25 protein-coding genes are annotated in these 25,435 nt (G+C 64.9%); 8 read left to right on the top strand and 17 right to left on the bottom strand.

The window, feature by feature from the left end; genetic code table 11:
* Position 1: 1 nt before the first annotated feature.
* From AC07R1_RS27405 to AC07R1_RS27390, 4 genes are read right to left on the bottom strand one after another with little or no spacing between them, the layout of a single operon-like run.
* Positions 2-4,579, bottom strand: coding sequence for an alpha-2-macroglobulin family protein (locus tag AC07R1_RS27405; RefSeq protein ID WP_495111126.1), 4,578 nt, complete (start codon positions 4,577-4,579; stop codon positions 2-4).
* A complete protein-coding gene (locus AC07R1_RS27400; RefSeq protein WP_015637191.1) occupies positions 4,576-5,235 on the bottom strand; it encodes a DUF1175 domain-containing protein in 660 nt (219 codons plus the stop codon). The genes AC07R1_RS27405 and AC07R1_RS27400 overlap by 4 nt, the downstream gene beginning before the upstream one ends.
* A complete protein-coding gene (locus AC07R1_RS27395; RefSeq protein WP_495111125.1) occupies positions 5,220-6,932 on the bottom strand; it encodes a DUF2138 domain-containing protein in 1,713 nt (570 codons plus the stop codon). The genes AC07R1_RS27400 and AC07R1_RS27395 overlap by 16 nt, the downstream gene beginning before the upstream one ends.
* A gap of 37 nt (positions 6,933-6,969) precedes the next feature.
* The gene (locus AC07R1_RS27390; protein ID WP_169893396.1) at positions 6,970-7,761 is read right to left on the bottom strand and encodes a YfaP family protein; all 792 of its coding nucleotides are present in this window, start codon (positions 7,759-7,761) and stop codon (positions 6,970-6,972) included.
* A gap of 368 nt (positions 7,762-8,129) precedes the next feature.
* Between AC07R1_RS27390 and AC07R1_RS27385 the strand changes: the two genes are divergently transcribed.
* The 4 genes from AC07R1_RS27385 (at position 8,130) to AC07R1_RS27370 (ending at position 13,283) form a co-directional block, all read left to right on the top strand.
* Entirely contained in the window at positions 8,130-8,372 is a 243-nt protein-coding gene (locus tag AC07R1_RS27385; RefSeq protein ID WP_011063724.1) for an exodeoxyribonuclease VII small subunit, read from the top strand.
* Positions 8,369-9,256, top strand: coding sequence for a (2E,6E)-farnesyl diphosphate synthase (ispA, locus tag AC07R1_RS27380; protein ID WP_495111124.1), 888 nt, complete (start codon positions 8,369-8,371; stop codon positions 9,254-9,256). Before AC07R1_RS27385 ends, ispA begins: the two co-directional genes overlap by 4 nt.
* Before the next feature lie 112 nt (positions 9,257-9,368).
* Positions 9,369-11,270: a 1-deoxy-D-xylulose-5-phosphate synthase gene (gene dxs, locus AC07R1_RS27375; protein ID WP_011063726.1), complete on the top strand. Its 1,902-nt coding sequence runs from the start codon at positions 9,369-9,371 to the stop codon at positions 11,268-11,270.
* A 120-nt stretch (positions 11,271-11,390) separates the two neighbouring features.
* Positions 11,391-13,283: a TonB-dependent receptor plug domain-containing protein gene (locus tag AC07R1_RS27370; protein WP_495111123.1), complete on the top strand. Its 1,893-nt coding sequence runs from the start codon at positions 11,391-11,393 to the stop codon at positions 13,281-13,283.
* Positions 13,284-13,351: 68 nt separating this feature from the next.
* Here AC07R1_RS27370 and AC07R1_RS27365 read toward each other — a convergent pair whose 3' ends face one another.
* From AC07R1_RS27365 to nrdR, 12 genes are all read right to left on the bottom strand, one after another.
* The gene (locus AC07R1_RS27365) at positions 13,352-14,149 is read right to left on the bottom strand and encodes a cobalamin-binding protein (protein WP_194237516.1); all 798 of its coding nucleotides are present in this window, start codon (positions 14,147-14,149) and stop codon (positions 13,352-13,354) included.
* Positions 14,149-14,568 (bottom strand): hypothetical protein, encoded by a 420-nt coding sequence (locus tag AC07R1_RS27360; RefSeq protein ID WP_011063729.1) that lies wholly within the window; start codon positions 14,566-14,568, stop codon positions 14,149-14,151. The genes AC07R1_RS27365 and AC07R1_RS27360 overlap by 1 nt, the downstream gene beginning before the upstream one ends.
* Positions 14,565-15,182: a GTP cyclohydrolase II gene (gene ribA / locus AC07R1_RS27355; RefSeq protein WP_011063730.1), complete on the bottom strand. Its 618-nt coding sequence runs from the start codon at positions 15,180-15,182 to the stop codon at positions 14,565-14,567. The genes AC07R1_RS27360 and ribA overlap by 4 nt, the downstream gene beginning before the upstream one ends.
* Before the next feature lie 128 nt (positions 15,183-15,310).
* Positions 15,311-16,054: a substrate-binding periplasmic protein gene (locus AC07R1_RS27350; protein ID WP_015637198.1), complete on the bottom strand. Its 744-nt coding sequence runs from the start codon at positions 16,052-16,054 to the stop codon at positions 15,311-15,313.
* A gap of 10 nt (positions 16,055-16,064) precedes the next feature.
* A complete protein-coding gene (locus tag AC07R1_RS27345; RefSeq protein WP_011063732.1) occupies positions 16,065-16,568 on the bottom strand; it encodes a phosphatidylglycerophosphatase A family protein in 504 nt (167 codons plus the stop codon).
* The gene (gene thiL / locus AC07R1_RS27340) at positions 16,565-17,530 is read right to left on the bottom strand and encodes a thiamine-phosphate kinase (protein ID WP_495111122.1); all 966 of its coding nucleotides are present in this window, start codon (positions 17,528-17,530) and stop codon (positions 16,565-16,567) included. The genes AC07R1_RS27345 and thiL overlap by 4 nt, the downstream gene beginning before the upstream one ends.
* A gap of 18 nt (positions 17,531-17,548) precedes the next feature.
* Positions 17,549-18,049, bottom strand: coding sequence for a transcription antitermination factor NusB (gene nusB / locus AC07R1_RS27335; RefSeq protein WP_011063734.1), 501 nt, complete (start codon positions 18,047-18,049; stop codon positions 17,549-17,551).
* Positions 18,046-18,522 (bottom strand): 6,7-dimethyl-8-ribityllumazine synthase, encoded by a 477-nt coding sequence (gene ribH / locus AC07R1_RS27330; protein WP_011063735.1) that lies wholly within the window; start codon positions 18,520-18,522, stop codon positions 18,046-18,048. The genes nusB and ribH overlap by 4 nt, the downstream gene beginning before the upstream one ends.
* A 91-nt stretch (positions 18,523-18,613) precedes the next feature.
* Positions 18,614-19,705, bottom strand: a complete 1,092-nt coding sequence (gene ribBA / locus AC07R1_RS27325) for a bifunctional 3,4-dihydroxy-2-butanone-4-phosphate synthase/GTP cyclohydrolase II (protein ID WP_011063736.1) — start codon at positions 19,703-19,705, stop codon at positions 18,614-18,616.
* A gap of 16 nt (positions 19,706-19,721) precedes the next feature.
* The gene (locus AC07R1_RS27320; RefSeq protein WP_011063737.1) at positions 19,722-20,384 is read right to left on the bottom strand and encodes a riboflavin synthase; all 663 of its coding nucleotides are present in this window, start codon (positions 20,382-20,384) and stop codon (positions 19,722-19,724) included.
* Between the two features lie 47 nt (positions 20,385-20,431).
* On the bottom strand, positions 20,432-21,565 hold the full coding sequence (ribD, locus tag AC07R1_RS27315) for a bifunctional diaminohydroxyphosphoribosylaminopyrimidine deaminase/5-amino-6-(5-phosphoribosylamino)uracil reductase RibD (RefSeq protein ID WP_072444894.1): 1,134 nt from the start codon (positions 21,563-21,565) through the stop codon (positions 20,432-20,434).
* Positions 21,562-22,026: a transcriptional regulator NrdR gene (nrdR, locus tag AC07R1_RS27310; RefSeq protein WP_019095943.1), complete on the bottom strand. Its 465-nt coding sequence runs from the start codon at positions 22,024-22,026 to the stop codon at positions 21,562-21,564. Before nrdR ends, ribD begins: the two co-directional genes overlap by 4 nt.
* 129 nt (positions 22,027-22,155) lie before the next feature.
* On the opposite strand from nrdR, the gene AC07R1_RS27305 reads away from it, so the two are divergent.
* The 3 genes from AC07R1_RS27305 to trxA all read left to right on the top strand — a co-directional run bounded on the left by AC07R1_RS27305 (position 22,156) and on the right by trxA (position 24,202).
* Positions 22,156-22,614, top strand: coding sequence for a hypothetical protein (locus AC07R1_RS27305; protein ID WP_011063740.1), 459 nt, complete (start codon positions 22,156-22,158; stop codon positions 22,612-22,614).
* Positions 22,611-23,267 (top strand): class I SAM-dependent methyltransferase, encoded by a 657-nt coding sequence (locus AC07R1_RS27300; RefSeq protein WP_053154128.1) that lies wholly within the window; start codon positions 22,611-22,613, stop codon positions 23,265-23,267. The genes AC07R1_RS27305 and AC07R1_RS27300 overlap by 4 nt, the downstream gene beginning before the upstream one ends.
* Positions 23,268-23,329: 62 nt before the next feature.
* Complete coding sequence (gene trxA / locus AC07R1_RS27295) at positions 23,330-24,202, top strand: thioredoxin (RefSeq protein WP_011063742.1); 873 nt, start codon at positions 23,330-23,332, stop codon at positions 24,200-24,202.
* Positions 24,203-24,294: 92 nt separating this feature from the next.
* On the opposite strand, the gene AC07R1_RS27290 is transcribed toward trxA, so the two are convergent.
* Positions 24,295-24,636: a hypothetical protein gene (locus AC07R1_RS27290; RefSeq protein ID WP_015637205.1), complete on the bottom strand. Its 342-nt coding sequence runs from the start codon at positions 24,634-24,636 to the stop codon at positions 24,295-24,297.
* 134 nt (positions 24,637-24,770) lie between these two features.
* Between AC07R1_RS27290 and AC07R1_RS27285 the strand changes: the two genes are divergently transcribed.
* Complete coding sequence (locus tag AC07R1_RS27285) at positions 24,771-25,379, top strand: DUF2796 domain-containing protein (RefSeq protein ID WP_011063744.1); 609 nt, start codon at positions 24,771-24,773, stop codon at positions 25,377-25,379.
* The last annotated feature ends 56 nt before the right edge of the window (positions 25,380-25,435 follow it).

The raw sequence follows: 25,435 nt of genomic DNA, 5'->3' as shown, positions 1-25,435 counted from the left end.
GTTATTTGACCGTGACCTGACCCAGGGCCGGGGTGCGTTCCTGAGCCTGATGCTCCGGTGCGTACACCTGGTAGAAACGTGCCGGCGGCAGATTGAACTGGCCTTTCTGGGAGAAGCGAACCAGATGGCGCAGGCGCACTTCGCTGCCGTCGTTCAACGCATCCAGCGGCACCGCGTAGCTCATCTGCCCCGGTTCGGAGCGAGCCTTCTCCAGGGACGCCGCCTCCGTACCGGCCGGGCCGGCCAGCTTGATGCCCCAGGTGGTGCGCTCGACATCGGCGCCCGGCGGCAGCGGCACTTCCAGCATGCCGTACAGCAGCGGCCGGTTGCCTTCGTTGGCGATGATCACTTCGTCCAGGTACAGGCCGTCACTGGCGATCGGCTTGTTGCCCACCGGTTCCAGCTTGAAGGTGAAGGCTTCGTCCCCCGGCACCAGGCGCAACAGGCGGCGGGTGATGTTCACCGGCGACGGCGTGCCCATGTCCAGCTTGCTCAGGTAGCTCACCGACGCCCGCAACGGACGTTCCGGCACAGAGCCCAGGGCCAGTACCGTCGGCACCTGCGCCCCTTGCCACTGCCAGTAGCTTTCACCGCTGGCGCCCTGGCGCTGTTGCCAGCCCTGCCCCGGGTTCAAGGCCACCGCCGGGGTCGACTGGGCGATGCTGCGCTGCAACCAGGTCAGGGCCAGGGCCCGTTCCAGGGTCGATTGCGACGGCAGCAGGCGTTGCAGCAAGGCACGCGCCGCGCCTTGGTCGAACGGTTTGAGCGACAGGCTCAGGGCCTGGGTGAACGGCTGGGAGCTGATATCCAATTGCTGCTGCGCCGCTTCCAGTTGGGCGACGAACGCCGCGGGTGGCGTGACCTTGGCATCCCGCGCCAGGGCCGCGGTCAGCACCCGGGCGCTGGCCAGGCCGAGGGCCGAATCCGGATCGTCCATCACCAGGCTGTCGCTGCCGTTGTCCTGCATGCTGGCTGCCGGGCCGCTACCGGCCTTGGCCAGGTCGTCCATCAGGCCGCTGACCAGGGTGTTGATCGGCAGTTTCATTTCACGGGCGAACGACAGGATCAGCGCCCGTTGCAGCAACGGCGTATTGCCAGCCTGCTTGGCGTAGACCTCCAGCACCCGCTGCCAGTGCTCCGGCGGCAGGTTCAGGTCCAGCACCTTGCTCGCATTCCAGTCGGCGTAATAGGCGTAGGCGGTGAGGAAGGCATCCGGCTCGGCATCTTCGCCCCACCAAGTGAATGCCGCTTCCGGCCCGGCCATGTGCACCAGGCGCAGACGGCTGTTCTGCATCATTAGCCGCAGCCGGTCGCGGATCTGCGGATTGCTGGCCAGCGCCGGGTAGGCAACGCTCAGCGGCAGCAACTGGCTGGCGGTCTGTTCGACGCCGCCATACGGGTATTCCAGCAGGTCATCCAGGGCCGAACGGAACAGCGCTTGCGGGCTGTCGTCCAGGCGCAGGCGAATGTCCGCAGCATCGGCCGGCAGGCCCAGCGGCGTGCTGATGGTGACCACGTCCAGGCTCTGGGTCTGCACGCTCTGCCAGCCGGCCGCACTGCTCACCAGGCGCACCGCCAGGGCATCCACGGTCTTGCCGCCCTGCACCAGCTCGGCGCTCCACTCGCCATTGCCCGGAGCAATGGCCGGCAGCGCCACATAGTTGATGCCGCTGTTGAGGGTCAGCGGCAGGCGCTGGGACTCACCGGCGTAATGGATCACCAGTTCGGCCTTGGTGGGTTGTTCGGACTGGCTGAAGGCGAATACCCCCAGGTCCGGCTTGTCACCCGTGCGGAAGCGGGTCGGACCGCTCCACTTCAGGTACAGGGCCTTGTCGGAACGCACGAACTGCTTTTTCTGCCCCACTTGGCCATCATCGGCGATGGCCCGGGCAGTGATGCGCCAGCGGGTCAGGGAATCCGGCATGCGGAAGGTGAAACGCGCCTTGCCGCTACCGTCGGTGACCAGCTCAGGCTGCCAGGCAGCGGTGTCGACGTCTTCGCGCCGCGGACGCTCCAGTACCTTGACCCCGCGTTCGCTGCGGTTGGCCTTGCCCGGGGCGGTGGGGCTGCCCGGCAGGGCCACGTCGTAGCTGATGAACGACAGGCTGGCGCTGGTGCGCACATTGTTGCGCCGCGGGTGGTAGAAGAACTGGTCGATGCTCGGCGCCACTTCCGGTTGCAGGGCGTAGACCATTTCGTCCACCACGCTGACCGTCAGGTGTGCGGGCACCGGCTTGCCGGCGAACTGGGTAGACAGGTCGACGGTGACCATGTCACCCGGCTGGTATTTGTCCTTGTCGGTATGGATGGCCACATCGATCTGCGGCGTCAGCACCTTGATCCCGGCGTTCTGGAAGCTGTACTCGCCGCCCTTGGTGTAGAGCACGGAAAAGGTCAGGTTCGGCGCAAAGCCGTCCTTCACCGGCACCCGGGCGCGGTATTGGGTGGGGCTGAGTTTTTCCACCTTGAGCCAATCGCCGCCCTTGGACAGCAGCGCCGTGGCCTCGACCTTGTCCCGCTCCAGGGACAGCAGGGCGTCGTTGATCGGCTCCGGGAAGGTGATCAGCGCCAGGGCTTCGTCACCAGCCTTGTACTCGGGCTTGTCGAGGACGATTTCCACGGTGCCCGGCACCGCTTTCACGCCCTCGCCAGTGACCGAGTGGCTGGTGCCGCCCAGTACACGATCGTGCTCGTCGCGCAGGGTCAGGTTGTAGGTACCGGGGCGCTCGAAGGCCAGGGCGAAACCGCTGTCGGCGGCAGCCAGCTTGCCCTCGCCGGTGGACTGGTCCTCCATGCGCACCCAGCCGTAGCGGCTCGGCTTGACGTTCTTGCTCTGCTCGCTGGTGTTCTGGTTGGCGTAGCTGAACTGCACCTTGTCGCCGGCCGCGCTGAAACGCTGCGGCGCGCTGAGGCTGAAGCTCGCCGCGCCACGCTCGATGAGGATTTCCTTGGTGGTCTTGACCCGATACGCAGCGCCATCACTGGCGAATACGGTGAGCATGTAGCGGCTGGGCTTGTCCGCCGCCGGCAGGTCGAGGGTCGCACTGCCCTTGGAATCGGTGGTCAGTTCGGCGCTGGTCAACTCCACCGGGAACTGGCCCATGTACTGCAGTTCGTTGTCCACCATGGACAGCTGCTGGGCCCGCAGGCTCAGTTGCAGGCGAGCGTTGGCCACCGGTTTGCCGTCGGGGTAGAGCAGCACCAGGTTGCCCTTCACCGGCTCGCCGGTCTTGAAGTCCGGCTTGGCCAGGGCCAGGGAAACCTCAAAGTGCGGCTTGATGTACTCGGCCACGCGGAAGGCGCTGCTGTAGACCTGGCCCTTGTAGCCAAAACGCAGTTCATAACCACCGGCCACGGCATTTTCCGGCAGTTGGAAGCGGCCCTGGGCGCCGGACTTGGAATCCAGGTTCAGGGTCATGTTCTGCAGGGCGGTGCCGGCGGCATCCAGCACGCTGACGTTCACCGTGCCGGCACCCGGCTGTACCGAGTCCCGGGCGTTCTTGAACTCGCGACCGACGATCTTCAGCGATACCCAGTCCCCGGGGCGATACAGCGGCCGGTCGGTGAAGGCATACAGTTTGGTGTCGTAGATTTCGCTGTCGTAATAGAAGTTCTCGGAGACGAACACCCCGCCTTCCTGGTCTTCGCCGATCACGTAGGAGCGCTCGGGGCTGACGTGCTTGAGGCGCACTAGGCCCTGTTCGTCGGTGGCGCCGCTGTTCATCACGCCGAGGCCGTCGGTCCACAGCACATTGACCTTGGGCACCGAGTTGCCTTCATGCTTGCCCGCGGCCCAGACCAGCAGTTCGTCGCCGGCGATCTTGCTCACCGCCACGGTGTTGGAAACAAAGACCATGGTGGTGGCGCGGTACTTGCCCACCAGGGCCTCCACCAGGTACAGGCCGGGCTTGAGCTGCCCCAGCGGGATGTAGACGTTGCCCGGGGCGACGTTGATGAACTGGCTGGAGGAACCGGACAGGTTTACCCCGGCCGGCGGCTGGATCGGCTTGGCCTGCCACAGCGGATAACGGAACTGGGTCACCAGGGGCAGCCCCGGGATCAGGGCGAATTGCGGCTGGGCGTCATACGGCGTCGGCGCCAGCATGGAGTTGCCCACCTTCAGTTCCGGCACCTCTTCGGTGACCTGCTTGCGTGACTCGTAGGAGAAGGCGCGCTGCATCACCCGGCGGGATTTGCGGTACCAGTTATCCCACAGGTAGGCCAGGGTGTTGGACAGGCCCTCGCCCTTGAACTGGCCGTCGCTGACCACCCGGTGCAGGTTCTTCTGGCGCTTGAGAAAGTCCAGCGGCTGGTCGATCCGGTACACCCGGATGTCCGCGCCGCCATAGGGCTCCATGCGAAAGCGCCGGTAGTCACGGCCCGGGGCTTCGAGGCGCACCATGGCCTGTTCGTCGCTGGCGAAACTGCTGTCGGCCAGGAGGAAGAAACTCTCGCCGGAGACCGCCGCATAGTCGCTGGGCGGCACCGAGTCTTCGGCGTTGACCAGGGCCACGGGGGTGAGCAGGGTCAAGGCCAGGGTCAGGCGAAACAGAAAACGGGACATACGGGATTCGCTCATTGGGTGAGGAAGTTCAGTCGATAGATGCCGATGAAGTTGGGGTTGGCTGAGTCGGGTATCCATCGAGTGTCCTTCCATGTCATCAGTTGCTGCACGCTAGCCGAGCGCATGCCGTTGTCGGTGGGAGTGGTGGTGCCGGTGTGATAGGCGATGTTGCGGCCCATCCAGATCATCAGGTGCTGGTCGTCGCCCTGGTCAAAGAACAACAGGTCACCGGGGCGCGCCTGCCCCAGATCACGGCTCACCAGATGGCTGTTGAACTGGATCAGCTTGATGGCATTGACGTAGGGCCCGGTCTGGCCGCCGCCCTGCTGCCACTGCTGGGCCAGGCCGCGCTGGCCTTCGCTCAGTTGCAGCTCCGGCGGCAGGTAGCGATTGGACATGCCGTTAGCCCGCAGCCATTTGTTGTCGTGGACCTTGAGCGCTTCGTTGGCAGCAAAACGCACCAGGCCCGCGCAGTCCTGCTGGTACCAGCGCGGGCTCGGGCCCTGGCTCAACTGCTCCTGGGCGATGCGCACGAACCAGGCACGGAACACCTGGGACTGCTGCACGTCCAGGGGCGGAGCCTGGGTCGCGCCCACGGCGCTGCTCAGCAACAAGGCCAACAGGCCAAGGCTGCTCAGACCTTTGCGCAGTGCACTCACAGGGCACGCCATTGCAGAGGCAGCCATTGCCAGTGACCGTCGGGCTCGCTGCCTTCGGGCAGGGTCAGGGCGTACTTGCCATAACCGCCGAGGGTACGCAGCTTGGGCACCAGGTAGGTTTGCGCGGCGTTGTTGAACACCGGCTCCATGTCCTGGGGCAGGCTGTCGAAGGTTTCCTGCTGGATCAGCTGGGCCAGGGACTGCGGGCCCAGGTACACCGGCATCAGTGCATCCTTGGGCACCACGTCCGCCAGGGGCGGGAAGCGCTTGTCCAGGGTGCCCAGGGCCTTGTTCACCAACTTGTCATCCAGGGAGAAGACCAGGGTCGAGCCATGGCGGGCCAGGCTGACCTGCATGAAGGCGCGACCGGTGATGGTTTGCGGGTCCTTGGCTTCCTTGGCCGGGTACTGGCCGAAGTTGGAACTGACCTGGCGCTGCCACTGGTGCACGTCGCCGTTCTGCTGCTCGACCACCAGGAAGATGCGCTCCGCCACCTTGCTTTCCCGGGTGCCGACCATGGAGCCGAACAGCTTGCCCAGGTCCGCATCGAGCTTGGCATTGTCCTTGTCCTTGAGGCTGGCCACCAGCAGCGGTGTGTACAGCCGCGAGTCGGCGTACCAGCACAGGCCGGCGGTCCCGGCCATGTGCTCGGTCAGGGTGGTGGCCACCGCTTCTTCGGCGCCCAGCTTGACCAGCAACGGCTTCTGCTGCTCCGCCGCCAGGGGCAAGGCTACGCAGGCACTGGCGCCCATGGGCATGGCCTGCCAGATCGGCTTGAAGTCGAACGCCGGCTGGTTGTCCTGCTCTTGCATGGCCAGGTAGCTGTGCCAGCCCTTGTCGTCCATGTCGAAGCGCAGGCCGGCGAAGTTGGGGATAAAACGCTGGTAACCCATGGCCAAAACGCTGGAATTGACTGCCAGCCGCTGCTGCACTTCAGGCTTGCGCGCTTCCAGGCCAAAGGCCTCGGGGAACAGTTTGTCGCCGTTGAGCAGGGCCTCCAGGGCGGTGGTGGACACCGCACCATGCTCGTCGTCGGCGCCGGTGGCGGGGTCGTACAGCTTGGCGGGGTTGGACAGCACCACCAGCTTGTCGCCGTGGGAGGCGAATGCCAGGGACCGGCTGGCGTTGTAATTCAACTGGTACAGGGTCACCGCATCGCCACCGACCTTCAGGTCCGCCAGCTTGCTCAACTGGGTGTCATCCAGGGCCACCTTGGCCAGGGGCTCCAGCAGCTTGGCCAGGCCGCCGCGGTCCATGACCAGCAGGAAGTCCTTGAGACGCCCGTCGGCGCCGCGCCACAGCGCCACGTCGGCCGGCTGGTCGAACAACTGCTCGATCAGGTTGTCCTGCAGCTTCAGGTCATGCTCGTAGATGATCCGCCGCAGGCTACCGATCAGGCCCAGGCGGTCGGCGTGGGTCTGGTAATAGAAGACGAAATCCTCGGTCAGGGTTTCCTTGAGGAAAGGCACCGCCAGCAGGTCCTTGGGCAACTGCGCCAGGGAATGGGTTTCCAGCAGCCCATCGGGGCGGCTCAGGCCCAGCTTGTCGCCGGCCAGCTCCGCCACCGGAGTCTTGGGCTTGCAGCCCACGCCGGTGGCCGCGGCCGCCACCAGGCACAGGCCCATGACCAGGACCGGCCAGCGCCGCTTGCTGGCGGGTTGTTCAGTACCGGGCACGCCGGCTGCCGGGGATGCTGTGTTTTCGCTCATGATTCACAAAGCCCAATTCATCCGTGGTGCGGGATGTTCAATAGTTGAAAGACTTGACCAGCAACAGGTCGCCGATGGCCCGCATGGGCACGATAAAGGTCTCGCGTTTCTCATCGACGGTGTTTTCGTTAAGGATCAGGTTGATCTGCGAGGTGATCACCTCGTTCTGATTGCTGCCTTCGTCGAAGTTGTATCCGCCGCTGCCGAAGTTGCCCCAGTAGTTCACGTAGATCAGGTAGGTGCCCCGCAGCGGTGCGGTCATGGTGAACATTTCCGGGCCCGGGCCATCGACGCCGTCCGGGTCCAGGCCGCCGCCATTGGTCAGGCCGGGGTGGCCGAAGAAGGCGTGCTGACCGTCGGGGGTAATGATGTGCATGTCCAGCTCGGCCTTGGGATCGTCCCAGCCCAGCACTACGCGAATGCGCGGTGGAGTCTTGTTCAGGTTGGCTTCATAGAACTGCACGCGCTTGAGGGACTTGCCCTCGGAGCTGCGCACTTCGACGCTGTTGGAGCCGGCACCGAACGCATAGGGCCGGGCAAAACGGCCCTGCTCGTCGGTGTAGAGATTCAACGGGTTGCCGTTGACCGACAGGCTGTGGGGCTGGCGCAAATGGCCAATGGCCTTGAGCTGGCCTTCGATCAGGGTGCGGTTGCGCTGGATGCCGCGGTCGATGGGCGGCGTCGGATAGGCCACGCGATCCTGCTCGGTGCGGTCCAGCAGGCCGGAATAACGCCAGCCGGCCAGGGGTTCCTGCAGATCGGCAGAAGGCTCGGCGAATGCCGGCCCGGCCAGCAGCAAGGTCAGCAGAAGGGAGGATAGAGCGCGCATGTAATGCGTCCTGCCATGCATGGGAAAACCCTGGCGCCAGATCCTCGGCGCGGCTGCAAATATTCAGAAAGAGTGCCCGGCAACAAAGGGCGTTGGAAAGGCCGCAGATTAGCGACTTGGCGCCTGTTGCACAATTGCCGAAAAAGGAATTTGCGAGGGAATCGGCAATGCCCTGAAACCCCCGCAGCAAGTGCCATTACAGCGCCATCACCCCCTTCAATCCCGGGAGCAATGCGCGTCGTGAAAAACCCAGCCCCCCTACCCCAACGCCCCCCCGCCCGAAGCCCGCCAGCGGGCGCTTCTCATTTGCCCGAAACCCCGCTGTCTGCTAGTGTCGCGCCGGTTTAACGTCAACCGGGATAGCCGCCATGGCCCGCAAAAAAGCTGCCTTAGATTTCGAACAATCCCTCGCCGACCTGCAAACCCTGGTCGAGCGTCTGGAGAACGGCGAGCTGTCGCTGGAAGACTCGTTGACCGCCTTCGAGCAAGGCATCGGCCTGACCCGCGATTGCCAGGCGGCCCTGGCCCAGGCCGAGCAGAAGGTGCAGATCCTCCTGGAGCGCGATGGCGAGCTGGCGGAACAGCCCTTCGATGCGGAACAGCCGGAATGATTACCGCCTATCAGGCCTCCAGCCAGGCCCGCGTCGACGCTGCAATGCACACCCTGTTCACCGCCCCTGGCCCCGAACTTGCCCGCCTCTATGAAGCCATGCGCTACAGCGTGATGAATGGCGGCAAGCGCGTGCGCCCGCTGCTGGCCTACGCCGCCTGCGAGGCCCTGGGCGGCAAGCCCGAGCAAGCCAACGGCGCCGCCTGCGCGGTGGAGCTGATCCACGCCTATTCCCTGGTGCACGACGACCTGCCGGCCATGGACGATGACGACCTGCGCCGCGGCCAGCCCACTACCCACAAGGCTTTCGATGAAGCCTGCGCGATCCTCGCCGGCGACGGCCTGCAGAGCCTGGCCTTCAGCGCCCTGCTGGACCCGGCCCTGAGCGACGCCAGCGCCGAGATCCGCCTGCGCATGGTCACCACCCTGGCCCAGGCCGCGGGCCCGGCGGGCATGGTCGGCGGCCAGGCCATCGACCTCGGCTCCGTGGGGCTCAAGCTGGACCAGCAGGCCCTGGAATACATGCATCGGCACAAGACCGGGGCACTGATCGAAGCCAGCGTGATCCTTGGCGCCCTGGCCAGCGGCCGGGCCGAAAAGGACGAGCTCAAGGCCCTGCAAACCTACGCTCAGGCCATTGGCCTGGCGTTCCAGGTGCAGGACGACATTCTCGATGTCGAAAGCGATACCGCCACCCTGGGCAAGCGCCAGGGCGCCGATATCGCCCGGGACAAGCCGACCTACCCGGCCTTGCTGGGCCTGGCCGCGGCCAAGGAGTACGCCCTGGAACTGCGCGACCAGGCGCTGCATGCCCTGCGTCCGTTTGACGCAGCGGCCGAGCCGCTGCGCGAGCTGGCGCGCTATATCGTCGAACGCCGCAGCTGATCGGCGGTCCGCAGCAGGACCGCATATCGGCCAAGTTCGGCGCTCTGCGTGGGCAGCTTGCGATGCATAAGGTAAACTGCCGCCTCTTTCTATACCTATAACGATTCGCCTGATGCCCACGACGTTTCATGAGATTCCCCGCAAACGCCCGACCACGCCGCTGCTCGACCGCGCCCAGACGCCGGACGGCCTGCGCCGGTTAGGCGAAGCCGAGCTGGAAACCCTGGCCGATGAGTTGCGCCTGGAATTGCTCTACACGGTCGGCCAGACCGGCGGGCACTTCGGTGCCGGCCTCGGGGTCATCGAGCTGACCATCGCGTTGCATTACGTGTTCGACACCCCGGACGACCGGCTGGTGTGGGACGTGGGTCACCAGGCGTATCCGCACAAGATCCTCACCGGGCGCCGTGAGCAGATGGCCAGCCTGCGCCAGAAAGACGGCCTGGCCGCTTTCCCGCGGCGCTCCGAGAGCGAGTACGACACCTTCGGCGTCGGCCACTCCAGTACCTCCATCAGCGCTGCCCTGGGCATGGCCATCGCCGCACGCCTGCAGAACAGCGAGCGCAAGGCCATCGCCGTGATCGGCGACGGCGCCCTGACCGCGGGCATGGCCTTCGAGGCCCTGAACCATGCGCCGGAGGTGGACGCCAACATGCTGGTGATCCTCAACGACAATGACATGTCGATCTCGCGCAATGTCGGCGGGCTGTCCAACTACCTGGCCAAGATTCTCTCCAGCCGCACCTACGCCAGCATGCGCGAAGGCAGCAAGAAAGTGCTGTCGCGCCTGCCCGGGGCCTGGGAAATCGCTCGCCGCACCGAAGAATACGCCAAGGGCATGCTGGTCCCCGGCACCCTGTTCGAAGAACTGGGCTGGAACTACATCGGCCCCATCGACGGCCATGACCTGCCGACCCTGATCGCCACCCTGCGCAACATGCGCGACCTCAAGGGCCCGCAGTTCCTGCATGTGGTGACCAAGAAGGGCAAGGGCTTCGCCCCGGCGGAAGTCGACCCGATCGGCTACCACGCCATCACCAAGCTGGAACCCCTGGACGCCCCGGCGGCCGCGCCGAAAAAGGCCGGCGGGCCGAAGTATTCCGGCGTGTTCGGCGAATGGCTGTGCGACATGGCCGCCGCCGACCCGCGCCTGGTGGGCATCACCCCGGCGATGAAGGAAGGTTCGGACTTGGTGGCCTTCAGCGAGCGTTTCCCGCTGCGCTACTTCGACGTGGCAATTGCCGAGCAGCACGCCGTGACCCTGGCGGCCGGCATGGCCTGCGAGGGCGCCAAGCCGGTGGTGGCGATCTATTCGACCTTCCTCCAGCGCGGCTATGACCAGCTGATCCACGATGTGGCGGTACAGAACCTCGACGTGCTGTTCGCCATCGACCGCGCCGGCCTGGTGGGCGAAGACGGCCCGACCCACGCCGGCAGCTTCGACCTCTCCTACCTGCGCTGCATCCCCGGCATGCTGGTGATGACCCCGAGCGACGAGAACGAGCTGCGCATGATGCTCAGCACCGGGCACCTGTACAACGGCCCTGCGGCCGTGCGCTACCCGCGCGGCACCGGCCCCAACGCACCGATCGACAAGAGCCTGGAACCGATCGAGATCGGCAAGGGCGTGATCCGCCGCCAGGGCAGGCAAGTGGCCCTGCTGGTGTTCGGCGTGCAACTGGCCGAAGCCCTGCAAGTGGCCGAGAAACTCGACGCCACGGTGGTCGACATGCGCTTCGTCAAGCCACTGGATGAAGCCCTGGTACGCGAGATCGCCAGCAGCCACGAACTGCTGGTGACCATCGAGGAAAACGCCATCATGGGTGGCGCCGGCGGTGCGGTCAGCGAATACCTGGCACGGGAAAACATCCTCAAGCCGATCCTCCACCTGGGCTTGCCGGACGCCTACGTCGAGCACGCCAAACCGGCGCAGATGCTCGCCGAGTGCGGCCTCGACGAAGCCGGCATCGAGGCCTCGGTGCGCCAGCGCCTGGCGCTGCTGGGCCTGGCTTGATCCACAACGGCCAGCTGTAGCCGCTGTTGCACGCCCGCCATGCGGGCGTCGCTTTTTGGCCTTCACTGTGCAGCCTCTCCCACTTTGCGGCAAAGGCCGAGCCGCGCTAACGGAATAGCCATGAAACTCTCTCGCCTGGCCCTGCCGCTTTGCCTTTTGCCCTGCGCCGAACTCTTTGCCGACACCCCCGACCGCGATCAGGCCCTGAAACTGCCCGAAATGCTGATCAGCGCCAACCGCCAGGTGGAAGCGCGCAATGACAGCAGCGCCGCCAACACCGTGTTCACCCGGGAAGACATCGACCGCCTGCAACCCACCAGCCTGACCGACCTGCTGCAGCGGGTGCCGGGGGTGCAGGTAGCCCAGAGCGGCGGCCGCGGCAACCTGCCGAATATCTTCATCCGCGGCACCAACTCGGCCCAGAGCCTGGTGCTGGTGGACGGCCAGCGCATCAGCAGCTCATCGAGCGGCGACAGTAACCTGCAGTTCATCAGTATCGAGCAGATAGAAAGGGTGGAAGTACTGCGTGGCTCGCGCTCAGTGATCTATGGCAGCGACGCCATTGGCGGGGTGATCCAGATCTTCACCCGGCGCGGAGCGGACTCGGGGCTCCATGGGCGCATGCGCGTCGCCGCTGGCAGCAACCAGACCTGGGAGCGCAGCCTGGGACTGTCCGGTGGAGATCAACAGACACGCTTCAGCCTCGGCGCCAACCTGGATGAAACCGCCGGGATCGACTGGACCCAGGAATCGTTCCCCAGCGATGCCGACCATGATGGTTACCGCAACAAGTCGTTGAGCTTCACCCTCAGCCATGCGCTGAACGATGACCTGGAGGTAGGCCTCAACCTGCTGGATAACCGTGGTCGCACGCGCTATGACAACCCCTTCGGGCGCTACGACTCAAGCTACGACGTCTTCGCCCAGGATCCTTACACCGACTTCAGTGTCAGCAGCGTCAGCGGCTATCTCGATGCGCACATCAATGATTACTGGACGTCGCGAGTAGAGCTGGGGCATAGCGAGAACCGCGACCTCAAGCGCGACAAACTCAGTGACGAACGAAACGTATTCAATACCTACCGGGACTCGCTGAACTGGCAGAACGATCTGCGCCTGGACGAACACAACAGCCTGATCCTCGGCGCTGACTGGTACGAAGACCGGCTCAATACCAGCCCGACGCGATTTGCCGAAGACAGCCGCTGGAACCGGGCAGCCTTCATTCAGCACCGCTTTCGCGGTGACAGTTTCTCCACCGAGCTGGGTCTGCGCCGCGACCAGAACCAGCAATATGGCAGCCAGAACACCTGGAGCGGCACCTTTACCCTGCCGCTCAACCCGGACAATGACTTGCTGCTCTCCTATAGCGAAGGTTTCCGGGCGCCCAACTTCAGCGACCTGTATTACCCCGGCTTCAGCAACCCCGACCTCAAGCCGGAACACTCCAAGAGCTATGAATTGCAGTGGCGTAACCAACTGACGCAAAGCACTCGCCTGGAGACCTCGATCTTCCGCACCGATATCAAGGACGCAATCATTTATGACCGCATAGCCCAACGCCCGGAAAACGTTGGCGCAGCGAGAATCAACGGTTTCGAAGCGGCCCTGAAACAGGAACTGTTCGGCTGGCAGACCAGCATCGGCACCGCGATCATTGATCCGCGCAATCGCAAGGATGGCCATCAACTGCCGCGCCGTGCCCGCCGCACCTTGAATCTGGATCTAGACCGGCAGTTCGACCAATTGGCGCTAGGTGCCAGCTGGCAACTGGTGAGCAAGAGCCGTGAGGACTTGAGCACGAAAAAGCAGGTCCCGATTGGCGGCTACGGCCTGCTCGGACTGCGAAGCAGTTGGGCGATCAATCAGGAAGTGAAGCTGGACCTGAAACTCGACAACATCTTCGACAAGTCCTATAGCCGCGCGCTCTACGAGTACAACGGCAACGACTATGGCTACCGCAGCGAAGGCCGTACCTGGATGCTCGGCGTGACCTGGACGCCTGAGCTGTAAGGTGCGCCGCCTTCGTCGGCAAGCCGGCTCCTACAGGCCTCTAGGGCAAGGCCTGCCGGTGAACGGGCTCAGCGCTCAGGTGCGATCAAGGCACAGAGCCTGGCCGTCGCGGCAATCATCTGCCCGCTGGGCCGCTCCAGGCCCTTGTCCCTTACCAGCAGCAACCGCCCTTGCCGCACCGCCGCGACCTGCGGCCAGTCCTTCCAGGCATCCAGTTGTCCCTGGGCGGTGGCGAGGATCGCCTGCGGATTGCGCTGCAACACCGACTCGATACTGACCTGGGGCGCCGGCAGTTGCTGGTCGGCAAACACATTGCGCGCGCCGCAGACACTCAAGGCTTCGCTGATGATCTGCCCACCACCCACGGTGTACAGCGGCTGGTCCCAGACCTGATAGAACACCGGCAACGGCGGTTCGCGGTGATAGCGGACGCGCAATGCAGCCAGTTGCCCGTTCAACTCGGCGGCCAGCTCGCGGCCGGCCGCCGGGCGGCCCAGGCGCTCGCCGATCTCGGCAATCTGCGCGGTCAGTTGCGGGAAGTCATGGGGTTCGGCAACCAGGGTGGGGATCCCCAGGCGCGCCAGCTGATCGCGCTGGGCCGGGCCGATACTGCCCGGCCAGAGCAACAGCAGATCAGGCTTGAGGCTCAGCAAACGCTCGATATCCAGCTGGCCGTAGCGCCCCACCGAAGGCAGGTCCTTGAGCGGCGCGGGCCGTTCACCGGCATCCAGCACGCCCACCAGCAGCTCGGCAGCCCCCAGCTCTACAACGATTTCCGAGAGCGATGGCGCAAGACTCACCACCCGCTGCGCCGCCAGCGCCGGAACACTGGCCAGCAGGCACAGGACCGCCAGCCAGCGCAGCATCAGCCCAGTTGACGCGGAATGCGATAGAGGTAGAACAGCACCGCCGTGGACACCGCCAGAAGCATCAGCGGCACCGCTTCCAGGCCGACGAACACCGCCAGGGTGCCGATCCAGGCCGGCAGCGACGCCGCCAGGAACGCCACCCGCCGGCTGGCCGCAAGGTTGATCCAGGCCGCCGGTTCCTCGGGAGTGTCCAGGGCTTTCTGGGTGGCGATCAGGGCGTGCTTGTAGCCGCCGAAGAAGCGCAGGCTGACGAACATCGATGCCACCCCGGCAATGAAGAACGGCATCGCCAGCACCGGCAGGATGGGCTCGCCCTGGCCGAACAGCGCGTTGATCACGAACAACGGCAACAGGCCCAGGGCCAGGTATTGCCACCAACTGACGGTCAGGCGCCGCTTGACTTGGCCCCGGGTCACGCGCGGTCGACCTCGCCCTGGTGCTCGTTGCCCATCATGTGGTCGAGCTTGCTGGCCTTGGTCGCCAGGTAGAGTTTGTTGTGCGGGTTGTGGCCGGTGTGCAGCGGTACACGCTCGGCGACCTGGATCCCCATCTCGGTCAAGGCCTTGACCTTGCGCGGGTTGTTGGTCATCAGGCGCAGGGACTTGACCCCCAGGTGCTCCAGCATCGGCAGGCACATGGCGTAGTCGCGCTGGTCGGCGGCAAAGCCCAGGCGTTCGTTGGCCTCCACGGTGTCGGCGCCACCGTCCTGCAGTTCGTAGGCGCGGATCTTGTTCAAGAGGCCGATACCCCGGCCTTCCTGGCGCAAGTACAGCAACACCCCACGACCTTCGCGGGCGATGGCCTGCAGGGCGGCTTCCAGTTGCGAACCGCAGTCGCAACGCTGGCTGAACAGTGCATCGCCGGTCAGGCACTCGGAGTGCAGGCGGCCGAGAACCGGAGCGCCGTCGGCGATATCGCCCAGGCTGAGCACCACATGCTCGCGGCCGGTAGCTTCATCGAGAAAACCATGCATGGTGAATTGCGCAAAAGGCGTAGGCAGCTTGCAAGCAGCAACAAAAACGACGGGCACTGTTGTGCTCCTGATCTGTATGAGGACTGGAGATTCGCAGAGGCGGCATTGTAACAGCAGCCTCCACTGGACGCTTAGGCTGAATTATCGGAGATAAAGATCGATAAGTTTGATCAACGCACCGCCGGCTAAGGGCTCCCGTCAAAGGGATAAGGCTGTTTCCAGCGCTCGAAGATCGGCCGCAAACGCCCGGTGCTCACCAGCTGTGCCATGCGCTGGTCGTACAGTTCGCGCATTTCCCGCCCGCGCGGGTTGCTGGCGAACCCCAGGTACAGCGGCAGCTCGGTCAGGTGGGTACGCTTGAACTGGCTCGGATCGGAGGCCTGCCCCAGCACGTAGTCGATCTCGGTCTGGGCATCGATGTAATAGTCGGCGCGGCTGTACAGCAGCATCGGCAGGATGCCGATGCGCCGGCGGATCTCGTTGTAGCGACGGATATTGGGCAGGTAGTCCTGGTACTTGTAGCCGCGCACCCAGACCAGTCGGTAACTGGCGATAGTCGCCAGGCTCAACTCGGGGTTGCTGGCCAGTCCCAGGGCGTAGATGTGATCGGTGTCGTAGTTCCAGTGGGGGTAAAGCACACCCGGCGACTCATCGCGGTAGGCACCCATGTGGGCGTCCACTTCGCCGCGCTGTACCAGCCCGACCGAACGGGTATAGGGCACGCTGCAACGTTCGATGGTCACACCCAGCGGCTCGAAGACTTCGCGCAGGATGTCCCAGCCCAGCCCCTCGCCGTTGGCTTCGGTGTAATCGCTCCAGACCTCGCTGGCGATGCGAATGTGCCTGGGCTGCGCCTGCGGCTCCGCGGCCCGGACGCTGCAACAGCTCAAGGCAACCAGCAATACCAGCAGCGCGCGGCACACACCCATGCCTATTTCCTCAGCTGAAGCACCACACCAGCCCTTGCATCGCCAGCCAGGCAAACACCCCGGCGAGGACGTCGTCGAGCATGATGCCGACGCCGCCATGCACATGCCGGTCGATCCAGCGAATCGGCCAGGGCTTGAGAATGTCGAAGAAGCGGAACATCAGGAAACCTGCCAGCAGCCAGTACCAGCCTTCGGGCACCAGCCACAGGGTGATCCACATGCCGACCATTTCATCCCAGACGATGCCTTCGTGGTCATGCACCCGCAGATCGTCGGCCACCTTGCCGCAGAGCCAGAAGCCGAACAGCATGGTGATGCCGAGCATCAGCCAGTAGCCCCAGTCCGGCAACATCTGCCACAGCGGGATAAAGGGTAGCGCAACCAGCGAACCCCAGGTGCCCGGCGCCTTGGGCAAGGTGCCGGAACCAAAGCCGAAGGCCAGGAAATGCCAGGGGTTGCGCCACACCGACGGCGGTACGAACTCCGCCGGGACCTGTTTGGGATGATCTGTCACTGTGTCTCCGGAAAGTGTTGATAACCCTGGGTGCCGGGGGTGATGTCCTGCCCATCGGCATCCAGCAGGGTCACCCCCTGCCCGGCCACCACTCGCCCGACCACCCGCACTGGCCAGCCGGCCGTCAGTAGCGGCGCCAGTTCGGCCGGTGGCAGGGTGAAGGCCAGGACGTAGTCGTCACCGCCACTCAGGGCCGCGGCGCGAGCGCCCTGCTGGCCGAGAAAGCCCAGCAGCGCCGGCGACAGCGGCAGCTTCTCGACCTCGACCTGCAAACCAACCGCCGAGGCCGTGGCGATATGGCCGCAGTCGGCCAGCAAGCCATCGGAGATGTCCAGCGCCGCCGTGGCCTTGCCCCGCAGCGCCTGGCCCAGGGCCAGTTGCGGTTGCGGCGACCAGTAATGGGCCAGCAGTGGCTCAGCCAGCGCCGGCTCGGCGCTGCGCTGGCCCAGAACCAGCGGCAAGGCGCCGGCGGCGTTGCCCAGGTCACCGCCGACGCACAGCAGATCGCCTGCCCGAGCACCGCTGCGGGTCAGGGCCAGGCCGGCAGGTACCCGGCCGAATACCGTCAGGGTCAGGGTCAAGGGGCCGCGGGTGGTATCGCCACCGATCAGGCGCACCCCGCAGTTCTGCGCCATGGCATTCAAGCCTTGGGCATAGGCCTGCAGCCAATCGGTGCTTACCGTCGGCAGGGTCAGGGCAAGGGTAAAGGCCAGTGGCGTGGCGCCCATGGCGGCCAGGTCGCTGACAGCCACCGCCAGGGAGCGTTGGCCAAGAAGAAAGGGCTCGCAGGGATCGGCGAAATGCACACCGGCCACCAGGGTGTCGGTGGAAATCGCCAACTGCTCGCCAGGGGCAACTGCCAGCAAGGCACAGTCGTCGCCGATCCCCAGGGCAACACCCTCGCCGCCCTGCGCACAAGGCGCGGCAGCGAAGAAGTTGCGGATCAGCTCAAACTCGCCCATGGCAGCTGCAAGCGCGGTTCAGCGCTTGAACGCCTTCACTTCAGCTTCGCGCAGGCGTGGGGCCAGCTTGTCGAGTACGCCATTGACGAACTTGTGGCCATCGGTGGAACCGAAGACCTTGGCCAGTTCGATACCTTCGTTGATCACAACGCGGTACGGCACGTCGACGCGCTTGAGCAGTTCCCAGGTGGACAGGCGCAGAACCGCCAGTTCCACAGGGTCCAGCTCATCGATGGCCAGGTCCAGGCAAGGCACGAGCGCGGTGTCGATCTCGTTCTTGTTGGCCGGAACCCCGTGCAGGATCTCACGGAAGTAGGCGCCATCGATGTCAGTGAAATCGTTGTCGACCCGGAACTGCGCTTCGATCTCGTTCAGCGAATGCTTGGCCATGTGCCATTGATACAGCGCCTGGGTCGCGAGCTGACGGGCTTCGCGACGCTTGGCGCTCTTGGATGGCTTGCCGGCATTGGCAGGCTTGGGATCGCGCGGGTTGAAACGATCGCTATCGTCGCTAATCACTTGGCCTCCAACTGCGCCAGCAGGCTGACCATTTCCAGGGCGGACAGGGCAGCTTCAGCACCTTTGTTGCCGGCCTTGGTGCCGGAACGCTCGATGGCTTGTTCGATCGAGTCAACGGTCAGCACGCCGAAGGCCACTGGCACGCCGAACTCCATGGACACCTGGGCCAGGCCCTTGGTGCACTCGCCAGCCACGTATTCGAAGTGCGGAGTACCGCCACGAATGACCGCGCCCAGGGCGACGATTGCCGCGAACTCACCCTTTTGTGCCACTTTCTGTGCAACCAACGGAATTTCGAAGGCGCCAGGAGCACGGATGATGGTGATGTCGCTTTCGCTCACGCCGTGGCGAACCAGGGCGTCAACCGCGCCGCTGACCAGGCTTTCGACGACGAAGCTGTTGAAACGGCCGACCACCAGGGCATAGCGGCCTTTAGGGGCGATGAAGGTACCTTCGATGGTCTTCAGGGTCATTCGACAAATCTCTTAAAGAGCCAGAGCGTGTCTAGTACACGCTCTTCAGTGATATTTGAACCGCGAATAGGCTGCCGGAAACAGGCGGCTTTTATTCGGAGGGCACGTATTCTACAACTTCCAGGTCGAAACCGGATATCGCATTAAACTTCATCGGCGCACTCATCAGGCGCATTTTGCGTACGCCCAGGTCGCGCAGGATCTGCGAACCGGCACCGACGATGCTGTAGGTGGTGGGCTTCTTCGCCGGCTGGTGCTCCGCGGTTTCACGGATATGCGCCAGCAGCACGTCGCCATCCAGCGGGTGCCCGAGCAACAGCACCACGCCACTGCCGGCCTCGGCCACCGTGGCCATGGCCGCCCGCAGGCTCCAGCGGCCCGGTTGCTTGACCATCAGCAGGTCGCGCAGCGGATCCATGTTGTGCACCCGTACCAGGGTCGGCTCTTCAGCGCAGATCTCGCCCAGGGTCAGGGCCATGTGCACGTCGCCTTCCACGGAATCACGATAGGTCACCAGGTTGAACTGGCCCAGTTCGCTATCCAGCGGCTGCTCGGCAATCCGCTGAACGGTACGTTCGTGGATCATCCGGTAGTGGATCAGGTCGGCAATGGTGCCGATCTTGATGTTGTGCTCGGCGGCGAAGGCTTCCAGTTCGGTGCGACGGGACATGGTGCCGTCGTCGTTCATCACTTCGCAGATCACCCCGCTGGGCTCGAAACCGGCCATGCGCGCCAGGTCGCAGGCGGCCTCGGTGTGGCCAGCGCGGGCCAGGGTGCCGCCGGGCTGGGCCATCAGCGGGAAGATGTGGCCCGGGCTGACGATGTCCTCGGCCTTGGCGTCCTTGGCAGCGGCAGCCTGCACGGTACGGGCGCGGTCAGCGGCGGAGATGCCGGTGGTCACGCCTTCGGTGGCCTCGATGGAGACGGTGAACTTGGTGCCAAACCCCGAACCGTTGCGCGGCGCCATCAGCGGCAGCTTGAGCAGCTCGCAGCGCTCGCGGCTCATGGGCATGCAGATCAGGCCGCGGGCGTGCTTGGCCATGAAGTTGATGTGTTCGGCCTTGCAGCACTCGGCGGCCATGATCAGGTCGCCTTCGTTCTCGCGGTCTTCGTCATCCATGAGGATGACCATCTTGCCTTGGCGGATGTCTTCAACCAGTTCTTCGATGCTGTTGAGCGCCACTCGGCACCCCCTTGAGTCAGGATTTGAGATAGCCGTTAGCGGCCAGAAAACTTTCGGTAATGGTGCCGCCCGTGGCCTCGGCCGCCTTGTCGCCCAGCAGCAGGCGCTCCAGGTAGCGCGCCAGCAGGTCCACCTCAAGGTTGACCTGCCGACCCGGCCGGTAGTCGGCCATGATGGTTTCCGCCAGGGTGTGGGGAACGATGGTCAGCTCGAACTCGGCGCCATTGACCGCGTTGACCGTCAGGCTGGTGCCGTCGACGGTGATCGAGCCTTTATGGGCGATGTACTTGGCCAGCTCTTTCGGTGCGCGGATGCGGAACTGGATGGCCCGGGCATTTTCTTCCCGCGCCACCACTTCACCGACGCCGTCGACATGGCCACTGACCAGGTGACCGCCCAGGCGGGTGGTCGGGGTCAGGGCTTTCTCCAGGTTCACCCGGCTGCCGGCCTTCAACTGATGAAAGGCGGTGCAGTCCAGGGTTTCACGGCTGACATCGGCCCAGAAACCATCGCCAGGCAGTTCAACAGCGGTCAGGCAGACGCCGTTCACCGCGATGCTGTCGCCCAGTTTGACGTCGGCCAGATCAAGCTTGCCGGTTTCTACATAGACCCGCACATCTCCGCCTTTTGGGGTCAATGCGCGAATGCTGCCGATGGATTCGATGATGCCGGTGAACATGGAGTCCTCCTCGAGAACAGGGCCGCCGGGTAGGCGAAAGTCGGGAATTATACGCTCGCTGGCGGGGCCGGGATGGCAGTGACTCGCCAGTCATCGCCCACCGCACGCATTTCTATGATCTTCAGCAATGGCGCCTGGCTCATCTGCGCCAGCGGCCAGTCCAGCAACGGCCGCGCAGAGGAACCGAGGAACTTGCCGGCGACGAATATCTGGTACTCGTCCACCAGGCCCTGCTGGGCAAAGGCCCCGGCCAGGCGTGGGCCGGCTTCCACCAGCACTTCGTTGACCCCACGGGCCGCCAGCTCCAACAGCAGGCGACGCAGATCCACCTGGCCATCGGGGCCTGGAACAATCAGGCATTCCGGGCCGTTGGCGTATTGCTCTTCCACCGCCGCACAAGTGGCAACCAACGCTGGGCCGGCCTTGAAGAATGGCGCATCCAGAGGCACCCGCAGGCGGCCGTCGATCAGCACCCGCAGCGGCGGCCGGCTCATGGCCAGGGCGGTCTGCTCGGCATCCAGGCCCAGTTCGGCGGCGCGCACGGTCAGCCGCGCGTCGTCCGCCAGCACTGTGTCGGCGCCGGTCAGTACCACGCTGGACTCGGCCCGCAGGCGCTGCACTGCAGAGCGCGCCGCAGGGCCAGTGATCCACTGGCTCTCGCCACTGGCCATGGCGGTGCGGCCATCCAGGCTCATGGCCAGCTTGACCCGCACATAAGGCAAGCCGTGCTCCATGCGTTTCAGAAAGCCTTTATTGATCGCCCGCGCCTCGCCTTCCAGCACACCGCCATGGGTGTCGATGCCGGCCTGGGCCAGGCGCTGCAAGCCACGGCCGGCCACTTCCGGGTTGGGGTCCTGCATGGCCGCGACCACCCGTGCCACACCGGCATTCACCAGGGCGTCGGCGCAGGGCGGCGTACGCCCGTGATGGCTGCAGGGTTCGAGGGTCACATAGGCGGTGGCGCCACGGGCCAGTTCACCGGCCGCGCGCAGGGCATGCACCTCGGCATGGGGCTCGCCGGCCCGCACGTGCCAGCCCTCGCCCACTACCTGGCCGTCGCGCACGATGACGCAGCCGACACGCGGGTTGGGATGGGTGGAGTAGCGACCCTTGCGCGCCAGTTCCAGAGCACGGGCCATGTAGTGGGCGTCGAGGACCGCTTGCTCGGCAGGCTGGCTCATTGCTTGGCCGGCTCACGGGCGAGACGGTCGATCTCTTCGCGGAATTCGTTGAGGTCCTGGAAACGGCGATAGACCGAGGCGAAGCGGATGTAGGCGACTTCATCGAGCTTCTGCAGCTCGGTCATCACCAGCTCACCCACGACCAGCGACTTGACCTCGCGCTCGCCGGTGGCGCGCAGCTTGTGCTTGATATGCACCAGCGCCGCCTCCAGACGCTCGACACTCACCGGGCGTTTTTCCAGGGCACGCTGCATACCGGCGCGCAGTTTTTCTTCGTCGAAGGGCTGACGGCTGCCGTCAGTCTTGATCAGGCGCGGCATCACCAGTTCGGCGGTTTCGAAGGTGGTGAAACGTTCACCACAGGCCAGGCATTCACGCCGGCGGCGCACCTGTTCGCCCTCGGCGACCAGACGCGAGTCGATGACCTTGGTGTCGTTGGCACCGCAGAAGGGACAGTGCATGGTGGCAGGCAACAAAAAAAGGGAGGGCCATGGTAGCGCATCCCACTGGCAAGACAAGCCATAGCCTTTACGGTATACAGACCGACTATTATGTTTCGCACACGGAAATTCGCCTTGTTGGAGCTTCAGATGCCGCTCAGACCGCTCGTTCTGCTCAGTCTTGTCAGCCTGTTGGTCGCTTGCAGCAGCGATGCGCCAAAAACCGCGGCCCCCTCCACTTCACAGCAGCAGGCGGTGAAAAAAAATCAGGAACCGGCCGATCCAGGCCCCTTGCCGGCCTACCAGCGCGAGTTGAGTGGCACCCTCGAGGGCGTACCGGCCGGCGCCGATGTCGAGCTGGCCCTGCTGGTGATCGATGAGCGCGGCCGTCCGCAACGCCTGCTGGCCAGCAGCAACCTGAGCGGCACCAGCCAGGCCCTGCCGTTCCGCCTGCGCTTTGCCACCGAAGCCTTTCCGGCCGGCGCCCGGGTCGAACTGCGCGGCCGCGCCAGCCAGTCCGGCCAACTGATCCTGCACCTGCCGGCCCAACGCATCGACCAACCCACCAGCCAGGCCCTGGGCCAACTGCAATTTGTCAAAGCCCCATGAATGTCCCGCTCGACCTGCAAGCTGCCCTCAGCGAACTGCTGGGGGACGCGCGACTGGTAGCCTGCGAGCTGCCCGATACCACGCTGAAGCTCTGGCTGATCGACGCCGACAACATGGACCGCGCCTTCACCCCGGAAGAAACCCGGCGCATCCTCCACGAGCCGCCCTACTGGAGCTTCTGCTGGGCCAGCGGCCTGGCCCTGGCGCGCTACCTGGCCGAGCAGCCGCATTGGGTCGCGGGCAAGCGGGTGCTGGATTTCGGTGCCGGTTCCGGCGTGGCGGCGATTGCCGCGGCCAAGGCCGGGGCCCGGGAAGTGGTGGCCTGTGACCTTGACCCGCTGGCCATTGCCGCCTGCCGGGCGAATGCCCGACTCAATGGCGTCGAGCTGAGCTATTCCATGGATTTCTTCGCCGAGGCCGACCGCTTCGACCTGATCCTGGTGGCGGACGTGCTCTACGACCGGGCCAACCTGCCGCTGCTGGACCAGTTCCTCAGCCGTGGCCGCCAGGCCCTGGTGGCGGATTCCCGCGTACGGGACTTCCAGCACCCGCTCTATCAGCGCCTGGAAATGCTCAATGCCCTCACCCTGCCCGACCTGGCCGAACCCTGGGAATTTCGCAACGTGAGCCTCTATCACGCACAGCGGCGATAGCGATTTTCAGCCTCCCGGCCAGCCTTTATAGTGGTTCCATTCCCGCTTATTCGAGATACCCCATGAGTCAGGAAACGCCCTACATCTTCGACGCCCGCACCGCTGATTTCGACCAGTCGGTGATCGAGAACTCCTTTCACAAGCCGGTCCTGGTGGACTTCTGGGCCGAGTGGTGTGCGCCCTGCAAGGCGCTGATGCCGATGCTGCAGCAAATTGCCGAGAGCTATCAGGGCGAACTGCTGCTGGCCAAGGTCAACTGCGACATCGAGCAGGACATCGTCGCCCGCTTCGGCATCCGCAGCCTGCCCACCGTGGTGCTGTTCAAGGACGGCCAGCCCGTAGACGGCTTTGCCGGTGCGCAACCGGAATCCGCGGTGCGGGCCATGCTCGAACCCCATGTGCAGATGCCGCCACCGCCGGCCGCCGATCCGCTGGAACAGGCCGAAGCCCTGTTTGCCGAAGGTCGTATCGGCGATGCCGAGGCCCTGCTCAAGGTGCTGCTGGGCGAAGACAACAGCAACGCCAAGGCGCTGATCCTCTACGCCCGCTGCCTGGCCGAGCGTGGCGAGCTGGGTGAAGCCCAGACCGTGCTCGACGCGGTCAAGAGCGATGAGCACAAGGCGGCCCTGGCCGGAGCCAAGGCGCAGATCACCTTCCTCAAGCAGGCCGCGGACCTGCCGGACGCCGCCGAGCTCAAGGCGCGCCTGGCCAAGGACCCGCAGGACGATGAAGCGCTGTACCAACTGGCGATCCAGCAACTGGCGCGCCAGCAATATGAAGCGGCGCTGGAAGCCCTGCTCAAGCTGTTCATGCGCAACCGCAGCTACAACGAAGGCATCGCCCACAAGACCCTGCTGCAAGTCTTCGACCTGCTGGGCAACGACCACCCCCTGGTGACCGCCTACCGCCGCAAGCTGTTCGCCGCCCTGTACTGAGCCGGAGGAGCTGGCTTGTGTAGGAGCTGGCTTGCCAGCGAAGGCGTTCTGACAGGCCGAACGCGTTCGCCAGCAAGCGGGCTCCTGCAGGGTCATTGCACCCAGCTGTAGATCGGCGTATCGGCGCCGCTCACCACCTTGACCTCGGCGCAGTGGCGCAAGCGCACCAACAAGCGCTTGCCTGCCGCCGCGCTACCGGCCAGCCCTTCCAGTTGCTCCAGCAACTCCGGCCCGCTGAGCTGCCCGGCCTTGCGCAGCAACTCCTTGGTGGTCTGCCACAGGGCATCGTCCTGGCTGGCCGGCTTCGCCGCTACCGCGACGCTCTCGGGCTTGGCCGCCTGCAACTGCGCACCCAGTTGCGCCCAGTCGCCTTCGTCCAGTTCCAGGGTCAAATCCACCGGCCAGTCGCCGATGCTTCCACGAATCCGCAACATTGCTGTGCTCCTGAATTTTTCTGACGAGCATGCTCCCACGCGTCTTGCGCAACGCCAAGCGGCCGGTCAAACTCAGCGGCCGATTGTTATAAGATCACATAACATTTATTTCATCTTCGCTCCGGAGACTTGCTATGCGCCGTCTGCTACTCGCCCTGCCGTTCGCCCTGTTGCCGCTGGCCGCCGCCCAGGCCGCGCAAGCCCATGATCACGAGCATGAACATGGCAGCCTCGGCGCCCACGAACATGGAGTCGGCCGTTTGAACGCAGTGCTCGACGGCCAGACCCTGGAACTGGAGCTGGAGAGCCCGGCAATGAACCTGGTGGGCTTCGAACACGCTCCGAGCACCGACGCCGACAAGGCCAAGGTGGCTGCCGCCCGCACCCAGCTGGAACAGCCGCTGGTACTGTTCAGCCTGCCCAAGGCAGCGGCGTGCGTGGTGGCCAAGCAGGAGCTGGAGAGCCCGCTGTTCGGCGACAAGCCCGATGCCGATGATCACGATGACGACGACCACGACGAAGATGCCAAGGACACCGCTGGCCACGAGCATCACCATGAGCACAGCGAGATCCACGCCCACTACCAGTTCACCTGCGCCAAGCCGGATGCCCTGAAGACCCTCGATCTGGGGCAGGTCTTCAAGACCTTCCCCGCCACCCAGAAAATTCAGGTACAACTCATTTCGCCGAATGGCCAGCAGGGCGTCGAAGCCAGCGCCACGGCGGCAACCCTGAAGTTCTGAGCGCCAACCCTGTAGCCGCTGCCTTCGGCGGCTACAACACTCATCCGATGATCGAC

The organism is Pseudomonas sp. GW821-FHT07F01 (assembly GCF_059418825.1).
This window is presented reverse-complemented; position numbering and strand designations above follow the sequence as displayed.